Consider the following 17,734-nt stretch of genomic DNA (forward strand, 5'->3'; position numbering starts at 1 on the left):
TTTCTCCTGTTGGAGCGGGCTTGCTCGCGAAGGCGTCGGTTCATGCGCCACCGGTTTCAAGGATGTTTGCTAGCATTGCACCCAGATCAATCCAGATCAGCCACGAGTGCTCTGCATGCAACTCCCGGACATGAACCTTCTGGTCGCCCTCGACGCCTTGCTCGACGAGGGCAGTGTGGTTGGCGCCGCGCGGCGGATGAACCTCAGTCCCGCTGCCATGAGCCGCACCCTGACGCGAATCCGCGAGGCGATCGGCGATCCGATCCTGGTGCGCGCCGGTCGCGGCCTGGTGCCAACTCCCAAGGCGCTGGAGCTGCGTGAGCAAGTGCGCGATGTGGTCGAGCAGGCGGCGCTGCTGTTTCGCTCCGCCGACAGCGTGGATCTGGGCACGTTGCGCCGGCGCTTCAGCATCCGCGCCAACGACTTTTTCATCGGCGTGTATGGCGGCAAGCTGTTCGATACCCTCGACCAGCAGGCGCCGCACTGCGAGTTGCGCTTCGTCCCCGAGGGCGATGGTGACGACGAAGCGCTGCGCGAAGGACGGATTGATCTGAGTGTCAGCAACACCCGTCCGGTGTCCCCGGAGGTCAAAGTGCAGAACCTGTTTTCCACGCATTTCGTCGGTCTGGTGCGGGAAGATCATCCGTTGCTCGACGGCGAGATCACCGCCGAGCGTTATGCCGGTTACTCGCATATCAGCATGTCGCGCCGTGGCATTGCTCGCGGCCCCATCGACACCGCGCTGAATGCACTGGGCCTGGAGCGGCGGGTGGCGGTGATCGCGCCGAGTTTCCACGCGGCGATGTTTGCCTTGCCGGATTCCGACCTGATCTTGCCGGTGCCCAAGGAAGCATTGCTCAGCGTGCGCCGATTGGGCCTGAAGCTGCGCTCGTTCAATCTGCCGATTCCGTTGCCGACGCTGATGCTGACCCAGGCCTGGCATCCGCGCTTCGACAAGGACCCGGCGCACCGCTGGCTGCGTGAAACGCTCAAGGCGTGTTGTGACGAAACCTGGCTGGCCGCACAGCCCTGACACCGAATCAATGTAGGAGGGGGCTTGCTCCCGAAGGCGTCGTGTCAGGCAATGCATAGGTTGAATGACCCACCGCTTTCGCGAGCAAGCCCGCTCCCACATTGGATATTCATTGCTGCACTGAGCGCACTTATAACCTGCCAATAAGTCAATTTTCGTCAGCAGTAAGCCTTACTAAAATGCTCCGGTATTTTTCCTCCGGAGTTTGAATCCATGACATCCCTGTCGGTCCCGGCGCCCCTCGCTGCGGCCAGTCCGGCGACGGCGGCCGCGCCACCGGTATTCGGGGCGCGGATCATCACGGGCCTGGTCGGCGTGCTGCTGGCGGTGCTGGTCTCGGGCCTCAACGAGATGGTGACCAAGGTCGCGCTGGCCGACATCCGTGGCGCGCTGCATATCGGTTACGACGAAGGCACGTGGCTGGTTGCCTGCTACACCGCGACCTCGGTCGCCGCGATGGCATTCGCCCCTTGGTGCTCGGTGACCTTTTCGCTGCGCCGTTTCACCCTATGCATGATCAGCGTCTTTACCCTGCTCGGCGTGCTGTGCCCATTCGCCCCGAATTACGAAAGCCTGCTGCTGATGCGCACCCTTCAAGGTCTGGCTGGCGGCGCGTTGCCGCCGATGCTGATGACCGTCGCCCTGCGTTTTCTGCCGGCCAACTTCAAGCTCTATGGTTTGGCCGGTTATGCGTTGACGGCGACGTTCGGCCCGGGCCTCGGCACGCCGCTGGCCGGGCTGTGGAGCGAGTACGTCGGCTGGCAGTGGACGTTCTGGCAAATCATTGTGCCGTGCCTGATCGCCATGGCGATGGTCGCTTGGGGGATTCCGCAGGATCCGCTGCGCCTGGAACGTCTCAAGACATTCAACTGGAAAGGCCTGCTGCTGGGCTTTCCGGCGATCTGCATGCTGGTGATCGGCTTGCTGCAAGGCAATCGGCTGGACTGGTTCGAGTCGAGCCTGATCTGCGGTTTGCTCGGCGCCGGCTCGCTGTTGCTGGTGGCGTTTCTGATCAATGAGTGGTCGCAGCCGATTCCGTTCTTCAAGTTGCAGATGCTCGGCATCCGCAACCTGGCGTTCGCCCTGATGACCCTGGCCGGGGTGCTGGTGGTGTTGCAGGCGGTGGTGCTGATTCCGTCGAGCTATCTGGCGCAGGTCCAGGGTTATCGCCCGGTGCAGACCGCGCCGATCATGCTGATCGCCGCGTTGCCGCAACTGATCGCGCTGCCGCTGGTGGCGGCGCTGTGCAACCTGCGCTGGGTCGATTGCCGTTGGGTGCTTGGCATTGGTTTGAGCATGTTGACCCTGTCCTGCCTGGGCGGCTCGCTGCTGACCTCGGAGTGGATCCGCGACAATTTCTACGTCCTGCAATGGCTGCAGATCTTCGGTCAGCCGATGTCGGTACTGCCGCTGTTGATGTTGTCGACCGGCAGCATCCAGCCGCAGGACGGGCCGTTTGCCTCGGCGTGGTTCAACACGGTGAAAGGCCTGGCGGCGGTGATCGCCACCGGAGTCATTGAGGCGCTGACCACCGCGCGCCTGCATTTCCACTCGACCATGTTGATCGACAGCCTCGGCAATTCACCGTTGGCCGATCGCAGCGATCCGGGCCTCGCCCATCGCCTGCACGAACAGGCCGTGGTGCTGACTTCCTCTGATCTCTATGTGTGCATGGCCGGCGTCGCGGTGGCGCTGATCCTGCTGATTTTCTGGCTGCCGACGCGGATCTTTCCGCCCCGTGCGCCGACCTGATTGCTTCACTGATACCGAAGGTTTTTATGACGACTCAAGCAAAGCAAAAACTCGCGGTGGCCGTGGCGGCCGCACTGGCTGTCGGCGTGTTGCTGTACCTGGCGGTGCCGGGACTGTTCGGCAAGCGCACCCAGCAAAACACTAACGATGCGTTCGTTTCCGCCGACTTCACCCTGGTGGTGCCGCGTGTGGCCGGATTCATCAAGGAAGTGCTGGTGGAAGACAACCAGCAGGTCAAGGCCGGGCAACTGCTGGCGCTGATCGATGATCGCGATTTGCGCGCCGCCGCTGAAGCGGCCGATGCGCAAACCCTGGTCGCCCGCGCTCAGCTGCAAAACGCCAAGGCCACGCTGGAGCGGCAGACGTCGGTGATTGCTCAGGCGCAGGCCTCGGTGGTCTCGGCCAAGGCAGAAATGGCGTTCGCCCAGCAGGAGCTCAATCGTTACAACCACCTCGCTGGCGTGGGTGCCGGCACGGTGCAGAACGCGCAACAGGCCCGCACGCGTATAGATCAGGCGAGCGCTCGGCTCGATACCGCCAGCGCGAAGCTCGCGGCTGAACGCAAGCAGGTCGAGATTCTCACGGCGCAGCGCGATGCCGCCGAAGGCAATCTGAAGCACGCGCAAGCGGCGCTGGAAATCGCCAGTTTCGAGCTGTCGTATACGCGCATCACCGCGCCGCAGGACGGCATGATCGGCGAGCGTGCTGTGCGCGTCGGCGCTTATGTCACGCCGGGCAGCAAGCTGCTGGCGGTGGTGCCGTTGAAGCAGGCGTATGTGGTCGCCAATTTTCAAGAAACCCAACTCACGGACGTGCAGCCGGGCCAGCACGTGCAGGTGCGCGTCGACAGCCTTGGTGGCGAGGCCTTGAGCGGTCGCGTCGAAAGCATCGCCCCGGCGACTGGCGTGACATTCGCCGCGGTGAAACCGGACAACGCCACAGGTAACTTCACCAAGGTCGTGCAGCGGATTCCGGTGAAGATCGTGCTTGAACCGGGTCAGCCGTTGGCCGAGCGTTTGCGTGTGGGCATGTCGGTGGAGGCGAGTATCGATACTCGCCGTTCGGCGTCGGCGGAACGTGAGGTGACTCAGCGATGAACAGTTTTGATAGAACTGACGCCTTCGCGAGCAAGCCCGCTCCCACCGGGGGAACGCATTACCCAATGTGGGAGCGGGCTTGCTCGCGAAGAGGCCAGTGGCAGCAACTCACCCTCGGTGCATTGCTCGCTATTGGCCTCAGCGCCTGCACCGTCGGCCCCGACTTCCACAAGCCCGAAGCCGCACAGATCACCGACTGGGCCAAACCCGCCAAGTCCGCCCCCAGCCAAGCCGTCAGCGAACCCCTGAACGAACGCTGGTGGGAGGTTTTCCACGACCCGCAGCTCTCGGCACTCACCCAGCGGGCGATCAAGAGCAACCTCGACCTGCAACTCGCCAGCAGCCGTCTGCAACAAAGCCGTGCCGCGCGCCAGGTGATCACCGCTGATCGTTATCCGTCGACGGCAGCCACCGGCAGCTACGCACGCGAACGCAACAGCGGCAAAGGCTTGAGCGACCCGTCCGGGCACAACGGCGATTCCGCCTTCAACCTGTGGGACGCCGGTTTCTCCGCTTCCTGGGAACTGGATTTCTGGGGCCGTGTGCGCCGCGAAACCGAGGCCGCCGATGCCAACCTCGAAGTCGCTGAAAACGATCGGCGCGGCGTGCTTCTGGCAGTGCTCGCCGACACCGCGCAGAACTACATCCAGCTGCGTGGCGTGCAGAACACTCGCGCGGTCACCGAGCAGAACCTCGACGTCGCCCGGCACAGCCTCAAACTGTCGCAGCTGCGCCTCAACGACGGTGTGGCGACCGATCTCGACGTCGCCGAAGCCGCCGCGCAGGTCTCCGCCATCGAATCGCGCCTGCCGGCGCTCGAACAGCGACAGTCGCAACTGATCAACGCGATCAGCTTGCTGATGGGCGAGCCGCCGCAAGCCCTGGCCAAGGAGTTATCCACAGACGGCGCGGTGCCGCAGTCACCGTTGCAAGTCGCCATCGGCCTGCCATCGCAACTGGCCGAACGCCGTCCGGATATCCGTCAGGCCGAAGCGCGCCTGCACGCCGCCACCGCCAACATCGGCGTGGCCAAGGGCGACTTCTATCCGCGCATCACCCTGTCCGGCAACCTCGGATCGCAAGCGATGCAACTGAGCGACTTCGGCTCCTGGGGTTCACGTGCATTCGGCATCGGCCCGCAATTCAGCCTGCCGTTGTTCGACGGCGGACGCCTGCGCGGCATGCTGCAACTGCGCGAAGCCCAGCAACAGGAAGCGGGCATCGCCTATCAGCAGACCGTGCTGCGCGCCTGGCATGAAATCGACGATCAATTGACCGCCTACAACGCCAGCCAGCGTCGCCGCGACAGCCTCGCCGAAGCTGTACGCCAGAACCAGATCGCCCTGCGCACCGCGCAGCAGCAATACGTCGAGGGCGCGGTGGATTTCGTCAACGTCCTCACCGTGCAAAGTGCGTTGCTGGCGACGCAGGAGCAGTGGGTGGAGAGTTCGACCGGCGTTTCGCTGGCGATGGTCGGGTTGTACCGGGCGTTGGGTGGGGGCTGGGAGTCGGTGTATCCGCCGGGGGAGATGGCGCAACGCTGATGGCGTGAACTGAAAATGCCGAGGGCTGTTTGGGATCGGCCGGGGTGCCGGATGTCGTGAAACCGCACACCGCCATCGACGGCCCTCCCGTGGCTGACCTAAAGTGACGGTCAGGTTCGGAGCCTTCCGTTCGCGATATTCCGGCACAGCAAGAGGATGCAATGGCGGCACACAGAGAAACGCCGGTTGGCGACACGCAGGATCCGCGTGCGGTCCCGGGGGCATGGCTGGTTGCCTTGCGCTTGATTCGTTGGGCCAGAGAACACTGGCTGTTACCGATCATGCTGCTGGCGGCGGTGGTGCGTTTTTACGACCTGACGGCGGCAGCGATCTGGTTCGATGAGGGCTCCAGCGTCCTGCTGAGCCAGTTTTCGCTGACTGAAATCTGGGGGCGTGCAGCTCACGACGTGCACCCGCCGTTGTATTTCCTGTTGCTGCACGGCTGGATCGGGCTGTTCGGCGACGGCATCCTGTCGATTCGCATGATGAGTGCGCTGCCGGGGATCATTACTGTCGGTCTCGGTGTGTGGCTGGTGGATCTGCTCGCCACCCGCCGCGCCGCGCTGCTGGCCGGACTGCTGCTGGCGCTGTTGCCCACGGCCGTGCGCTACAGCCAGGAAGTGCGCATGTATTCGCTGCTCGGCATGTGGCTGATCGCGGCGACCATTGCGTTGGTCTATTGGGTTCGGCAGCCTCGGCGGCATCGCTACCTGGTGGCGTACGCGCTGCTGATGACGGCGGCGTTTTATACCCATTACTTCACCGTGCTCTGCGTGATCAGCCACTGGCTGTACCTGGCGGCAGTGCGCGTGCAGCCGGGGTATCGGCTGCGGCATATCCAGCGACCGGCGTGGTGGCTGGCGAATCTGGTCATTGCGTTGCTGTACCTGCCGTGGGTGCCCAATCTGCTGGATCTGCTGCAACACATCCCGGAACTCAAGGCCAGTAATGACATTGGCTGGGAAGATCCGGTTACCCTCAGCTCACTGCCGTCGATGGTCTGGTCGCTGCTGATTCAAGACGATGGCATGACCCTGCCGGGTTGGCTGTTTTTGCTCTTGCCATCGGCGCTGGTGGCAGTGATCGGGGTTGCCCTGCTACGTGATCGCAGCGTATTTCGCGGCAGCTTGCTGCTGCTGTTCTACAGCGTGTTGCCGATTCTGCTGGTGTTTGGCGTGTCGTTCATCTCACCGGTGTTCATCGAACGTTATGTGACGGCCTATGCGCTGGGGCTGCCGATGCTGGTGGCGCTGGCGGTCGATCGGCTGTACACAGGTTCTCGCGTGCTGGCGCTGGCGATTCTGGTGTTGTTCGTTGGGGTCGAACTGGTGGGTGTGAAGAACAACGCCACGGTCGACAGCAACGATCAGTTCAGCGTGGTGGTCGACTACGTCAACCGGCACTTCGTTGAGGGTGACCGGATCGTTACCAGCGACATGATGTGGTACCTCAGTTACATCTATTACAACCGCACCTATGCGCAGGTTCGCCTGTACACGCCACCGGCGGCGGACGGACGCTCCACGCGGCCCAATGCCTACGGGTTCGGCACGCTGGTCAGCGAGGATGTTTATCTCGACCAACTCGGCGATTTGTCCAAGGTTGGCGCTCGGGTATGGTTGATCGGCACCCTGGACGAACCCACTGACTTTGCGGCGTTGCCCGAAGGCTGGCAGCGGCAAAGCGATGTGCATGCGGGCGGCGCTTTTGCACGCTTGTACGTGATGGCGCCAAGCGCCGATAAACCGGGGGGATAATCGCTGGTGTGCGCATGCTCAGGACTTGCCTGACAGATCCGCCATCCCTTTGAGCAGCTCGATCGGCAGCGGAAAAACAATGGTCGAACTCTTGTCGCCGGCAATCGAACTCAAGGTCTGCATGTAACGCAGCTGCATGGCGCCGGGCTGACGACCAAGCATTTCGGCGGCCTGCATGAGTTTTTCCGAGGCTTGCAGTTCGCCTTCGGCGTGAATCACCTTGGCCCGGCGTTCGCGTTCGGCTTCGGCTTGTTTGGCAATCGCACGCACCATCGACTCATTCAGATCAACGTGTTTGATCTCGACGTTGGCAACCTTGATGCCCCATGCGTCAGTCTGGGCGTCGAGCACCTGCTGGATGTCGATGTTCAACTGCTCGCGTTCGGCCAGCAGTTCATCCAGCTCATGTTTGCCGAGCACCGCGCGCAGGGTGGTCTGCGCCAGTTGGCTGGTGGCCGAAAGAAAGTCTTCGACCTGAATGATCGCCTTCTGCGGGTCGAGCACGCGGAAGTACAGCACCGCGTTAACCTTCACCGAGACGTTGTCGCGGGTGATCACATCCTGTGGTGGCACGTCGAGCACCACGGTGCGCAGGTCGACCCGGACCATTTGCTGCACCACTGGAATCAGCAGGATCAGCCCCGGACCCTTGACCTGCCAGAAGCGTCCGAGCTGGAACACCACGCCGCGCTCGTACTCACGCAGGATGCGAAAGGTCGACCCGGCGAGGGCAATGACCAGCAGCAACAGTGCAACGAAACCGATTTGCAGACCCATGATCACTCTCCGTGTCCTGCCGCGTCAGTCGCGGCGACTTTCAGCAATAAGCCCTTACGCCCGACCACACGCACCGATTGCCCGGTGTGCAGCGGTGTTGTGCTTTGCACTTGCCAATGCTCACCCTGCAATTGCACCCAGCCGTTGTGCGTGTTTTCCGCTTGCACGGTGGTCACCGCCGTCACGCTGCCGACCAGCCCGGCATCGCCGCTGACGGCGTGACGCGGGCGGGTTTTCAAGGCGCGGATGATCAGTGCGATCAGCAGCAGAGCGCTGAGCAGGCCGAGGCCGATAATCATCGGTACCGGCAAATCGGCATTGCTCAGAATCAGCGCGCCGATGACGAACATGATGATCCCGCCCAGGCCGATTACCCCGTAGTTGGGCAGCGCGGCTTCGGCAATCAGAAAGGCAACCCCGAGGGTGATCAGCCACAGGCCGACCGGATTGACCGCCGTCAGCGGGACGTCGGCCGCGAGGGCCGAGCCGCTGAGCAGCAGCATCAGGAAAAACGTACAACATCGACTGGTCACGTGACCCTCCGGGAGAGTCATGGGTTGGTTCCTTGAGTCTAGATGAGCCTGGCGCTGGATGAATTCTGATCAATGAACAGATGTGTCCAGTGAGCGGATTTCCCTTCGCCAGTGGCTTGCCGAACTAGACTCAGCAGAACAGGTACAACGTTCAGCGTGACACCGAGGTGCATCATGCGTATGGCAAAAAAAGTGCAGAGCAGCCTGAATCGGGCGCATTGCGAATATGACGTCGTGGCCCATCGACACTCGGCCAGCAGCCTGGAAACCGCGCGGGTCTCCGGGGTGCCCGCCGAACGCGTGGCCAAATCGGTGATCCTCGACGACCACCACGGGCATTACCTGATGGCCGTGCTGCCCGCCAGCCGGCACCTGGATTTGAGCAAAGTGCGCAGCAGCGGTGAATGGCAGATCACCCGCGAGAGCAATCTGGCGCATATCTTCGATGACTGCGAACGCGGCGCGGTGCCGCCATTGGGTGATTCCTATGGCCTGGACATGGTCATCGACCCGCTGCTGACTCGGCAGAAAGACATCTACCTGGAAGCCGGCAACCACAACTACCTGCTGCACATGAGCATGCCCGAGTTCCTGAAAATGGTGCCGCATGCGCAGGTGCGGGAGTTGAGTCATTAGGTTTTGTGGTGCGGCCACTGACGCCTTCGCGAGCAAGCCCGCTCCCACAGGTTGAACGCAATCCCCTGTGGGAGCGGGCTTGCTCGCGAGTAATCGCCCATCCACCGCATTCTTGAAGGAGTCCTCCATGGAACAGCCCACCCACAGCCTCCCATCCCTGTTCGACCAACTCGGCCTGAGCAGCGACCCGACCAGCATCGAGCAATTCATCGCCACCCATTCACCACTCAAACCCGAGTTGCACCTCGCAGACGCGTTTTTCTGGAGCAAGAGCCAGGCGGATTTTTTGCGGGATGAGATTCTTGATGATGCGGATTGGGCGGAGGTGGTGGATCAGTTGAATGTGTTGTTGCGCAAGGGGCGGGTTTTGTAGGACTGAAGTAAAACCTTATTACAGAATGTCCGCAGGATCCCTATCGATGTTGGAGTAGCTTGCCAATTCAACAATCCGGAGCCGTCGATGCAATCATTTTTGCCAGTCAGAACAATTGATGTTGACGCGCTTGGGGACTGTATTGAGGCAGTGATCGAAAGCATCTCCAACGGGCCTGTCGAGTTTCGGGAGCACGACACAACAGTGGCTGTGCTGATTTCGCCAGAAACTTATGAAGCGATCCTGAATAAGCTGGATGATTTCGATTTGGTGTCAATCACACATTCGCGCAGGAACGAAGTAGGGGTAGCCATCGAGCTGGATGAACTATAGAAATTCTCTGCCGAGAAGATTTGTTTCAAAACTTGACTGAAATTCCCCGCCAATGCGATATTGATAGTTAGCAAACTAACAGTGTGCATTTTCCCGTGCCGAATTCCCTCGACGCTCTCCAGATGAACATCAGCAGTGCCATGGTGGTGGCCGCCAGGCATTGGCGGAAGATCTGCCAGACCACGCTGGTCAACTATGGCATCTCCGAAGCCTGCGCCGTGCCGTTGCTGATGATCGGGCGGTTGGGCGAGGGCGTGCGTCAGGTGCAGGTGGCGCAGGCGGCCGGGATGGAGAGTCCGTCGCTGGTGCGCCTGCTCGATCAGTTGTGCCACGCCGGCTATGTCTGCCGCACCGAAGATGCGCAGGATCGTCGGGCCAAGTGCCTGAGCCTGACCGACACCGGCCGTGAACTGGTGCAAGCGGTGGAAAGTGAACTGGTACGTCTGCGTCATGAGGTGCTCGAAGGCATCGACCAGAGTGATCTGGAGGCTACGCTTCGGGTACTGCGAGCTTTTGAGGCGGCCCATCCGCCTGTGGTGATCAATTCTTGAACGGTTTTTTCTCCGGCATTCCTCCGGCCCGGGACTGGTTCTACGGGGTCCGCACCTTTGCAGCGTCGATGATTGCGCTGTACATCGCCTTGCTCATGCAAATGCCGCGTCCGTATTGGGCGATGGCCACGGTGTATATCGTCTCCAGCCCGTTTCTCGGCCCGACCAGTTCCAAGGCGCTGTACCGCGCCATCGGCACCTTTCTCGGGGCGGCGGCGGCGGTGCTGTTCGTGCCGATGTTCGTGCAGAGTCCGTACGTGTTGGTGGTGGTCATCGCGCTGTGGACGGGGATCCTGTTGTTCCTGTCGCTGCACCTGCGCACGGCCAATAACTACGCATTGATGCTCGCCGGTTACACCCTGCCGCTGATTGCCTTGCCGACCGTGGATAACCCGTTGGCGGTGTGGGATGTGGCCGAGGCGCGGACCGAAGAGATTTTTCTCGGCATCGCCGTGGCGGCGGTGGTCGGCGCGATGTTCTGGCCGCGCCGTCTGGCGCCGGTATTCAACGACGCGGTGGGCAAGTGGTTCGCCGACGCCACCACCTACAGCCTGAAGTTTCTCAGCCGCGACGTGCAGCCTGAACAGATCACCGCGCTGCGCATGGCCATGGTCGCCAATTTCAACAGCCTCGAATTAATGATCGGCCAGTTACCCCACGAAGGCGCCCGGCCGCAAACCGTGCGCAACACCAAGGAACTGCGCGGGCGGATGATCCACCTGTTGCCGGTGATCGACGCTCTGGAAGACTCGCTGTATGCCCTTGAGCGACGCACGCCGGAACTGGTGGAAAAGTTTGCCCCGCTGCTGACCGCGACCCAGGAGTGGCTCGGTCACAAAGACGCCGATCTGGACCGCTGGCAGGCGCTCAAGGATCAGCTTCAGGCGCTGCAGCCGAGCTGCGAGGCGCTGGAAGATCGCAAGCAATTGCTGTTCTCCAACGCGATTTATCGCCTCGGCGAATTCATCGATCTGTGGCAGGACTGCCGCAGTCTGCAGGACGCGATTCTCTGCGAGCGCCAGGACAGCTGGCGTGCGGTGTACCGGCACTGGCGCCTCGGGCGGCTGACGCCGTTTCTTGACCGCGGGATGATGCTGTATTCGGTGGCCTCGACCATTCTGGCGATCATCGTCGCTTCGGTGCTGTGGATTCTGCTCGGCTGGCCGGACGGTGGCAGCGCGGTGATTCTGGCGGCGGTAGCGTGCAGTTTCTTTGCCTCGATGGACGACCCGGCGCCGCAGATCTACCGGTTCTTTTTCTGGACCGGGATGTCGGTGCTGTTTGCCAGTCTCTATCTGTTTCTGATTCTGCCGAACCTGCACGATTTCCCGATGCTGGTGCTGGCCTTTGCGATTCCGTTCATCTGTGTCGGCACCCTGACGGTGCAGCCACGGTTCTATCTCGGCATGCTCCTGACACTGGTCAACACCTCTTCTTTCATCAGCATTCAGGGCGCGTACGACGCGGACTTTTTTGCCTTCGTGAATTCCAATCTGGCCGGGCCGATGGGCCTGTTGTTCGCGTTCATCTGGACGTTGGTCACCCGCCCGTTCGGTGTCGAACTGGCGGCCAAACGTCTGACCCGTTTCAGCTGGAAGGACATCGTGCGCATGACCGAGCCGGCGAACCTCGCCGAGCACCGGCAACTGGGCGTGCAGTTGCTCGACCGTTTGATGCAGCACCTGCCGCGTCTGGCCATGACCGGTCAGGACACCGGGATCGCCATGCGTGAAGTGCGCGTTGGGCTGAACCTGCTCGACCTGCTGGCCTACACGCCGCGTGTGGAAGGTGCACCGCAGGCATTGCTGCGGCAAGTGGTGGCCGAGGTCGGCGATTATTTCCGCGCGTGTCTGAAGGCCGGCGAACGCCTGCCGGCACCGAGCCCGCTACTGATGACCATGGACCGTGCGCGTCGCGCCCTCAAAGGCCACGGCGACGAAGAAACCCGACTAAACCTGTTGCATGCCCTGAGCGGTTTGCGCCTGGCGCTGCTGCCCGGCGTGGAATTCGTCAGCACGAGCGATGCCGAAGAACCGCTGCCCGATGGAGCGCCCCTATGATCGGTGATCTGGATATCAGCGGGATTTTCCTGCCGACCCTGCTGGTGTTGATGGGCATCACCTATGTGTTGTTTCTGCTGGTGCATGGCGTGCTCACGCGCCTGCACTTTTACCGTCTGGTCTGGCACCGGGCATTGTTCAACGTGGCCCTCTACGCCGTGATGCTGTACGGCGTGGACTCACTCAGTCGATACCTGATGACATGAAAAAACCGTTTCTGACTATCGGTCGCGTGGTCCTGACCCTGCTGATCGTGACTTTTGCCGTCGTCCTCGTCTGGCGCATGGTGATGTATTACATGTTTGCGCCGTGGACCCGCGACGGCCACATCCGCGCCGACATCATCCAGATCGCCCCGGATGTATCCGGGCTGATCCAGCAGGTCGAGGTCAAGGACAACCAGTTGATCAAACGCGGCCAGGTGCTGTTCAGCATCGATCAGGACCGTTTCAAACTGGCCCTGCGTCAGGCCAAGGCGGCGGTCGCCGATCGCGAAGAAACCCTGGCCCAGGCGCAGCGTGAAGCCAAGCGTAACCGTGGGCTGGGTAATCTGGTGCCGGCCGAACAGCTGGAAGAAAGCCTGTCGAAAGTTGCCCGTGCGCAATCGGCGCTGGCCGAAGCGCTAGTGACGGTGGACAGCGCGCAGCTCAACCTCGACCGTTCGGTGATCCGCAGTCCGGTGGACGGCTACGTCAACGACCGCGCGCCGCGTGTGCAGGAGTTCGTCACCGCCGGGCGTCCGGTGTTGTCGGTGGTCGACAGTAACTCGTTCCATATCGACGGCTATTTCGAGGAAACCAAACTCGACGGCATTCATGTCGGGCAGTCGGTGGACATCCGTGTGATCGGTGACAAGGCCAGGCTGCGCGGGCATGTCGAAAGCATCGTCGCCGGTATCGAAGACCGCGACCGTACCAGCGGCAACAACCTGCTGCCCAACGTCAACCCGGCGTTCAGTTGGGTGCGGCTGGCGCAGCGGATTCCGGTGCGCATCGCCTTTGACGAAGTGCCGGAAGATTTCCGCATGATCGCCGGGCGGACCGCTACCGTGTCGATCATCGACGATCAGCCACGCGACGACCACAAACAGGAGCCCGCGCAATGAACAGGGCCCTGATGATCGCCGGGTTGGGCGTGATGCTCTCGGCCTGTCAGATGGTCGGGCCGGACTATCACCTGCCCGCTGACGCGGCGGTGCAGCGCAAGGATTTTCAGGGCGAACTGGCGGTGGAGGGCAAACCGGTGGTGTCAGCGCCGGTGCCCGCCGACTGGTGGCGGCTGTATCGCGATCCGCGTCTGGACCAACTGGTGCAGCAGGCCATGGCGTCGAATACCGACTTGCGCGTGGCGGCGGCGAACCTGTCGCGGGCGCGGGCCCAGGTCGATGAGGCTGAAGCGGCGGGCGGCTGGAGTGCCGGGGTGAAGATGGGCGCGCAGCGCTTGCAGGAGTCCGGTCAGGCCTACCTGCTGACGGAAAAGGTGCCGGTGGCCAACGTCGGCGATATCGGCATCAGCGCCTCTTACCAGTTCGATCTGTGGGGCACGCTGCAACGCGGGATCGAAGCCGCCAAGGCCAACGCCGATGCGACCCAGGCCGCCGCCGACACCGCGCGCATCACTCTGGTAGCGGACGTGGTTCGCGCCTACACCCAGGTGTGTGCCGCCAATGAAGAGCGGGAAATCGCCCAGCATTCCCTCGACCTGCAATCGCAAGGCACGACCCTGATCCAGCGCCTGCGCGATGCCGGGCGTGGCGATGAAACCCAGGTCACCCGTTCGCAAACCCAATTCAAGTCGTTGCGCGCCGACATGCCGCGCTATGAAGCGGCGCGTCAGGCCGGGCTGTTCCGCCTGTCGATGTTGCTGGCGAAACCGGTCGATCAGTTGCCGGCCGGCACCGCCACCTGCGCCGAACTGCCGAAAATCGCCCAACTGGTGCCGGTCGGCGACGGTGCGGCGCTGCTCAAGCGTCGGCCTGATGTGCGTCAGGCCGAACGTCGCCTCGCCGCCGCGACCGCCGGGATCGGCATCGCCACTGGCGAGCTGTACCCGGACATCAGCATCGGTGCGACCATCGGCACTGTCGGTATTATTTCCGATCTTGGCGATCCGTCGACCAACCGCTGGGGCTTCGGCCCGTCGTTGAGCTGGAAGGTCCCGACCAACGGCGCCCGCGCCCGTATTCGCGAGGCGGAAGCCAATACCCAGGGTGCGCTGGCGCACTTCGATGGCGTGGTGCTCAACGCCATCCGCGAAACCCAGACCGGCCTGGCGCAGTACACCGCGCTGCTGCAACGCCGCGATGCGCTGGCCGATGCGGAACAGTCGGCGAAACTCGCCGCCGATCAGACGCACCGCTTCTTCCAGGCCGGGCGTGAGTCGTTCCTCGCCGACCTGCAGGCGACCCGCACCTACACCGACGTCACCGCGCAACTGGCCGCCGCCAACACCCAGGTTGCCATGAGCCAGATCGATTTGTTCCTCGCGCTGGGCGGCGGTTGGGAAAGCGGACGAACGCAAGCCTCAAGCACCAGCAAACCCTGAAGCCGTTGCTATGCTTTGAAGTGTTGGAAGGGTGCCCTGAGCACGGCGCCCTTTCAGCGCACATTGCTAGCGCTGGTCTAGGGGAAACCAATAATGAAAAACCCTTACGCTCTCGGCTTCTGGTGCGCCCTGGTAGCGCTGGTGCTGCTGTCGGCCACCTATTTCTACGGCATCATGCTGGCCCATCAGATCGACAAGGCCATGGTCTTCCTCGACAGCGCCACGGCGTTGATCGCGGTGATGGCAATCGTGGTGGTGGCCTGGGCGTCGATCCAGGTGCAGCGGGTCAAGAAACGCCAACTTGAACAAGGCAAGACCCTGGTGCTGATCTGGGACACCAAAGTCGCTCTGCGCCGGGTCGAAACCGTGTTCGACCGCTACTTCTGGGGCAGTTACTGGCAACCCGGACGCACCTTCGCCGAAGTCATGGGCGAACTCACCGGTACGCCGCTGGAAAAAAGCCTCGAAGCCTTGAAAAAACAGTGCCTGGAACTCGACAAGCAGATTGCCGATGAAGGCTGGCACTGGCTCAACAATGCCCGCGAACTGTCGGATGTCGCCACGGCCATGGCCCGGGAGCGTTATCAACTGGATTTCTGCGACCCGCGCGCCGAGGGACCGGGCGGGGCGGTGATCGATCGGGATTTCGAAGTGCTGGTGTATACGTGGACGGCGCGATTGAAGAGCTTTGATCATCAACTCGATGAGATCGAGGTCCAGTATTCCTGATTTTTTGCGAATCCGGTGGCCCTATCGCGAGCAGGCTCACTCCTACAGGGGAACGCATTTCAATTGTAGGAGTGAGCCTGCTCGCGATAGCGTCCTCAAAAACACTGCAACTCTCCCCGCCTGTCAGCTGTCCACACTCCCCATAGACACTCTTTAACCTTTAAACATTGGGCCGCCTCGCGCTGCCAGTGCTAATCTCCACCGCTAATTTCAGCGGAGTCGAGCCGCGACCCGGTCACGGGTTCAGGGAAGACGACCACACTTTCAGCCACGGACATTGATCAGGTCATTCATGAATAAATCAGCAGGCGTGCTTCTCGGGATTGTTGTAGCCATCGGTGCCATCAGCGCCGGCGGGGCCTGGTACACCGGAACCAAGATCGAAGGCGTGCTGAACAACGCCGTCACCAACGCCAACAAAGAGCTGCAGACCGCGATGGCCGGCTCCAATGGCACCGCATCGCTGGAGCTGGTGTCGCTGGAGCGTCACACCTTCACCAGCACCGCGCACTACCGCCTCAAGGGCGAGGGCGAGATGTTCGGTGACAAGCCGGTCGAGCTGCTGTTCGTCGACCATATCGAACACGGCCCGCTGCCGTTCTCGCGTCTGGTATCGCTGAAGTGGCTGCCGGTCATGGCCACCAGCAATTACGAGCTGGAAAAGAGCCCGGCCACCGAAAAATGGTTTGCCGCTACCAAAGGCGCCGCGCCGCTCAAGGGCGTGACCAACATCGGCTATGACGAATCCACTACCAGCAGCCTCGAGTTGCTGCCACTGGAAACCGCGCTGGACGAGCAATCGAGCCTGAAATTCTCCGGCCTGACCATGAACATCTCCGCCAGTGCCAAGGCGCAGAAGGTCAAGGCTGACGGTTACATGGACAACCTGAAACTGGTCACTGTCTCGCAAGATCAGGCGCCGGTGCAGATCGAGCTCAACGGCCTGACCCTGGCCAGCAACCTGACCAAGAGCAGCTACGGCTACTACACCGGGGAAAACACCCTGGAGCTGACCAGCAGCAAAACCACTTTCGGTGCCAAACAGTCGGTGCTGGGCGTGAAGAACTTCGAAATGAAGAACCTCACCGAAGAGAACGGCAGCAATGCCTCTGGCCGTGCGGATTACCAGATCGGTGAAGTGTCGCTGAACGACAAAAAGATCGGTTCGGCGCAACTGGCCATGAGCCTGAAGAACCTCGACATCCCGTCGACCCTGTCGTTGATGCAGATCTATCAGACCAAACTGCAGCCGTACGAGAAGGCTGCTGCTGATGCCGCTGCCGCTGGCCTGCCAGCTCCGGAGCTGAATCTGACCGAGGCGGAAAACGCGCAAGTCAAATCCGATCTGCAAAAACTGCTGGCCGCCGGCCCGCAACTGGCGCTGGAAAACCTGTCGCTGAAAACCGCCAATGGTGAAAGCCGCGCCAATCTGGTGATCGACCTGACCAAACCGGCCTCGATGGATATGCCGCCGGACCAACTGGTCAAACAGTTGATCGCACTGCTCGACCTCAATGTGCAGGTGTCCAAGCCGATGCTGGTCGATCTGCTCAGCGTGCAGGCGCAAGTCGATGGCCAGACCGATGCCAAAGCCATCGTCGATCAGGCCAGCGCCGGCGCCGACATGTTTGCCGGCATGGCAGTCGGTTCGCAGTTGGCGACTCTCGACGGCACCAATGTGGTTTCCAAACTGCACTACGCCGCCAATCAGGTGGAATTCAACGGCCAGAAGATGACCGTCGAGCAGTTCGTCGGCTTCCTGATGAGCAAATTCGCCGGGGTTCAGATCCAGTAACACCCGCGCGTTCCAAAAGCGACGCCCGGCCTCTGCGCAATGCAGACGCCGGGCGTTTTGCTGTCTGGCATCAGGCTTTGCTCAGGTTGGGGGCAGACGCTGCGTCACGAATCTGAACAATTATTGTGTTCTGAATATTGGTCTACGCTTGCATGCAAGACTGCCTGACTAAGCTTGGCCGAGTGCTTTCGACTTGGCCGCCGTTACTAATGGGCAAGGG

At 61.8% G+C, this 17,734-nt stretch carries 17 protein-coding genes; 15 read left to right on the forward strand and 2 right to left on the reverse strand.

Translation table 11 applies throughout. The features are described 5' to 3' along the window. Positions 1-115 precede the first annotated feature (115 nt). From NTD85_RS10340 to NTD85_RS10360, 5 genes are all read left to right on the forward strand, one after another. Positions 116-1,033: a LysR family transcriptional regulator gene (locus NTD85_RS10340; RefSeq protein WP_103486188.1), complete on the forward strand. Its 918-nt coding sequence runs from the start codon at positions 116-118 to the stop codon at positions 1,031-1,033. 213 nt (positions 1,034-1,246) lie between these two features. Then, positions 1,247-2,785: an MFS transporter gene (locus NTD85_RS10345; protein ID WP_003220460.1), complete on the forward strand. Its 1,539-nt coding sequence runs from the start codon at positions 1,247-1,249 to the stop codon at positions 2,783-2,785. Positions 2,786-2,811: 26 nt separating this feature from the next. Further along, positions 2,812-3,882: an HlyD family secretion protein gene (locus tag NTD85_RS10350; protein WP_103521716.1), complete on the forward strand. Its 1,071-nt coding sequence runs from the start codon at positions 2,812-2,814 to the stop codon at positions 3,880-3,882. Between the two features lie 65 nt (positions 3,883-3,947). Beyond that, positions 3,948-5,426: an efflux transporter outer membrane subunit gene (locus NTD85_RS10355; protein WP_400506166.1), complete on the forward strand. Its 1,479-nt coding sequence runs from the start codon at positions 3,948-3,950 to the stop codon at positions 5,424-5,426. A gap of 161 nt (positions 5,427-5,587) precedes the next feature. After that, positions 5,588-7,183 carry a glycosyltransferase family 39 protein gene (locus NTD85_RS10360; RefSeq protein WP_262142075.1) on the forward strand — a complete coding sequence of 532 codons (1,596 nt, stop codon included), beginning with the start codon at positions 5,588-5,590 and terminating at the stop codon, positions 7,181-7,183. An 18-nt stretch (positions 7,184-7,201) separates the two neighbouring features. On the opposite strand, the gene NTD85_RS10365 is transcribed toward NTD85_RS10360, so the two are convergent. Further along, on the reverse strand, positions 7,202-7,960 hold the full coding sequence (locus NTD85_RS10365) for a slipin family protein (RefSeq protein WP_003220464.1): 759 nt from the start codon (positions 7,958-7,960) through the stop codon (positions 7,202-7,204). Between the two features lie 2 nt (positions 7,961-7,962). After that, positions 7,963-8,514, reverse strand: a complete 552-nt coding sequence (locus NTD85_RS10370; protein ID WP_262142076.1) for an NfeD family protein — start codon at positions 8,512-8,514, stop codon at positions 7,963-7,965. Positions 8,515-8,667: 153 nt separating this feature from the next. Between NTD85_RS10370 and NTD85_RS10375 the strand changes: the two genes are divergently transcribed. From NTD85_RS10375 to NTD85_RS10420, 10 genes are all read left to right on the forward strand, one after another. Then, entirely contained in the window at positions 8,668-9,129 is a 462-nt protein-coding gene (locus tag NTD85_RS10375) for an aminoacyl-tRNA deacylase (protein ID WP_262142077.1), read from the forward strand. Positions 9,130-9,256: 127 nt separating this feature from the next. Further along, positions 9,257-9,502: a DUF2789 domain-containing protein gene (locus NTD85_RS10380; protein ID WP_262142078.1), complete on the forward strand. Its 246-nt coding sequence runs from the start codon at positions 9,257-9,259 to the stop codon at positions 9,500-9,502. Positions 9,503-9,589: 87 nt separating this feature from the next. Next, positions 9,590-9,835, forward strand: a complete 246-nt coding sequence (locus NTD85_RS10385; RefSeq protein ID WP_103486194.1) for a hypothetical protein — start codon at positions 9,590-9,592, stop codon at positions 9,833-9,835. 122 nt (positions 9,836-9,957) lie between these two features. After that, positions 9,958-10,386 carry a MarR family winged helix-turn-helix transcriptional regulator gene (locus NTD85_RS10390; RefSeq protein WP_045122246.1) on the forward strand — a complete coding sequence of 143 codons (429 nt, stop codon included), beginning with the start codon at positions 9,958-9,960 and terminating at the stop codon, positions 10,384-10,386. Then, positions 10,383-12,446, forward strand: a complete 2,064-nt coding sequence (locus NTD85_RS10395; protein WP_262142079.1) for an FUSC family protein — start codon at positions 10,383-10,385, stop codon at positions 12,444-12,446. Before NTD85_RS10390 ends, NTD85_RS10395 begins: the two co-directional genes overlap by 4 nt. Continuing rightward, positions 12,443-12,652 carry a DUF1656 domain-containing protein gene (locus tag NTD85_RS10400; RefSeq protein ID WP_098966584.1) on the forward strand — a complete coding sequence of 70 codons (210 nt, stop codon included), beginning with the start codon at positions 12,443-12,445 and terminating at the stop codon, positions 12,650-12,652. The genes NTD85_RS10395 and NTD85_RS10400 overlap by 4 nt, the downstream gene beginning before the upstream one ends. Further along, a complete protein-coding gene (locus NTD85_RS10405) occupies positions 12,649-13,551 on the forward strand; it encodes an HlyD family secretion protein (protein ID WP_262142080.1) in 903 nt (300 codons plus the stop codon). The genes NTD85_RS10400 and NTD85_RS10405 overlap by 4 nt, the downstream gene beginning before the upstream one ends. Continuing rightward, positions 13,548-14,990: an efflux transporter outer membrane subunit gene (locus NTD85_RS10410; RefSeq protein WP_262142081.1), complete on the forward strand. Its 1,443-nt coding sequence runs from the start codon at positions 13,548-13,550 to the stop codon at positions 14,988-14,990. Before NTD85_RS10405 ends, NTD85_RS10410 begins: the two co-directional genes overlap by 4 nt. A gap of 93 nt (positions 14,991-15,083) precedes the next feature. Beyond that, positions 15,084-15,719 carry an NADH:ubiquinone oxidoreductase subunit N gene (locus NTD85_RS10415; protein ID WP_262142082.1) on the forward strand — a complete coding sequence of 212 codons (636 nt, stop codon included), beginning with the start codon at positions 15,084-15,086 and terminating at the stop codon, positions 15,717-15,719. 292 nt (positions 15,720-16,011) lie between these two features. Continuing rightward, positions 16,012-17,514 carry a YdgA family protein gene (locus NTD85_RS10420; protein ID WP_262142083.1) on the forward strand — a complete coding sequence of 501 codons (1,503 nt, stop codon included), beginning with the start codon at positions 16,012-16,014 and terminating at the stop codon, positions 17,512-17,514. Positions 17,515-17,734: the final 220 nt, after the last annotated feature.

This window comes from Pseudomonas sp. 13B_3.2_Bac1 (assembly GCF_025466205.1).
In the GTDB taxonomy this organism is placed as follows: domain Bacteria; phylum Pseudomonadota; class Gammaproteobacteria; order Pseudomonadales; family Pseudomonadaceae; genus Aquipseudomonas; species Aquipseudomonas fluorescens_H.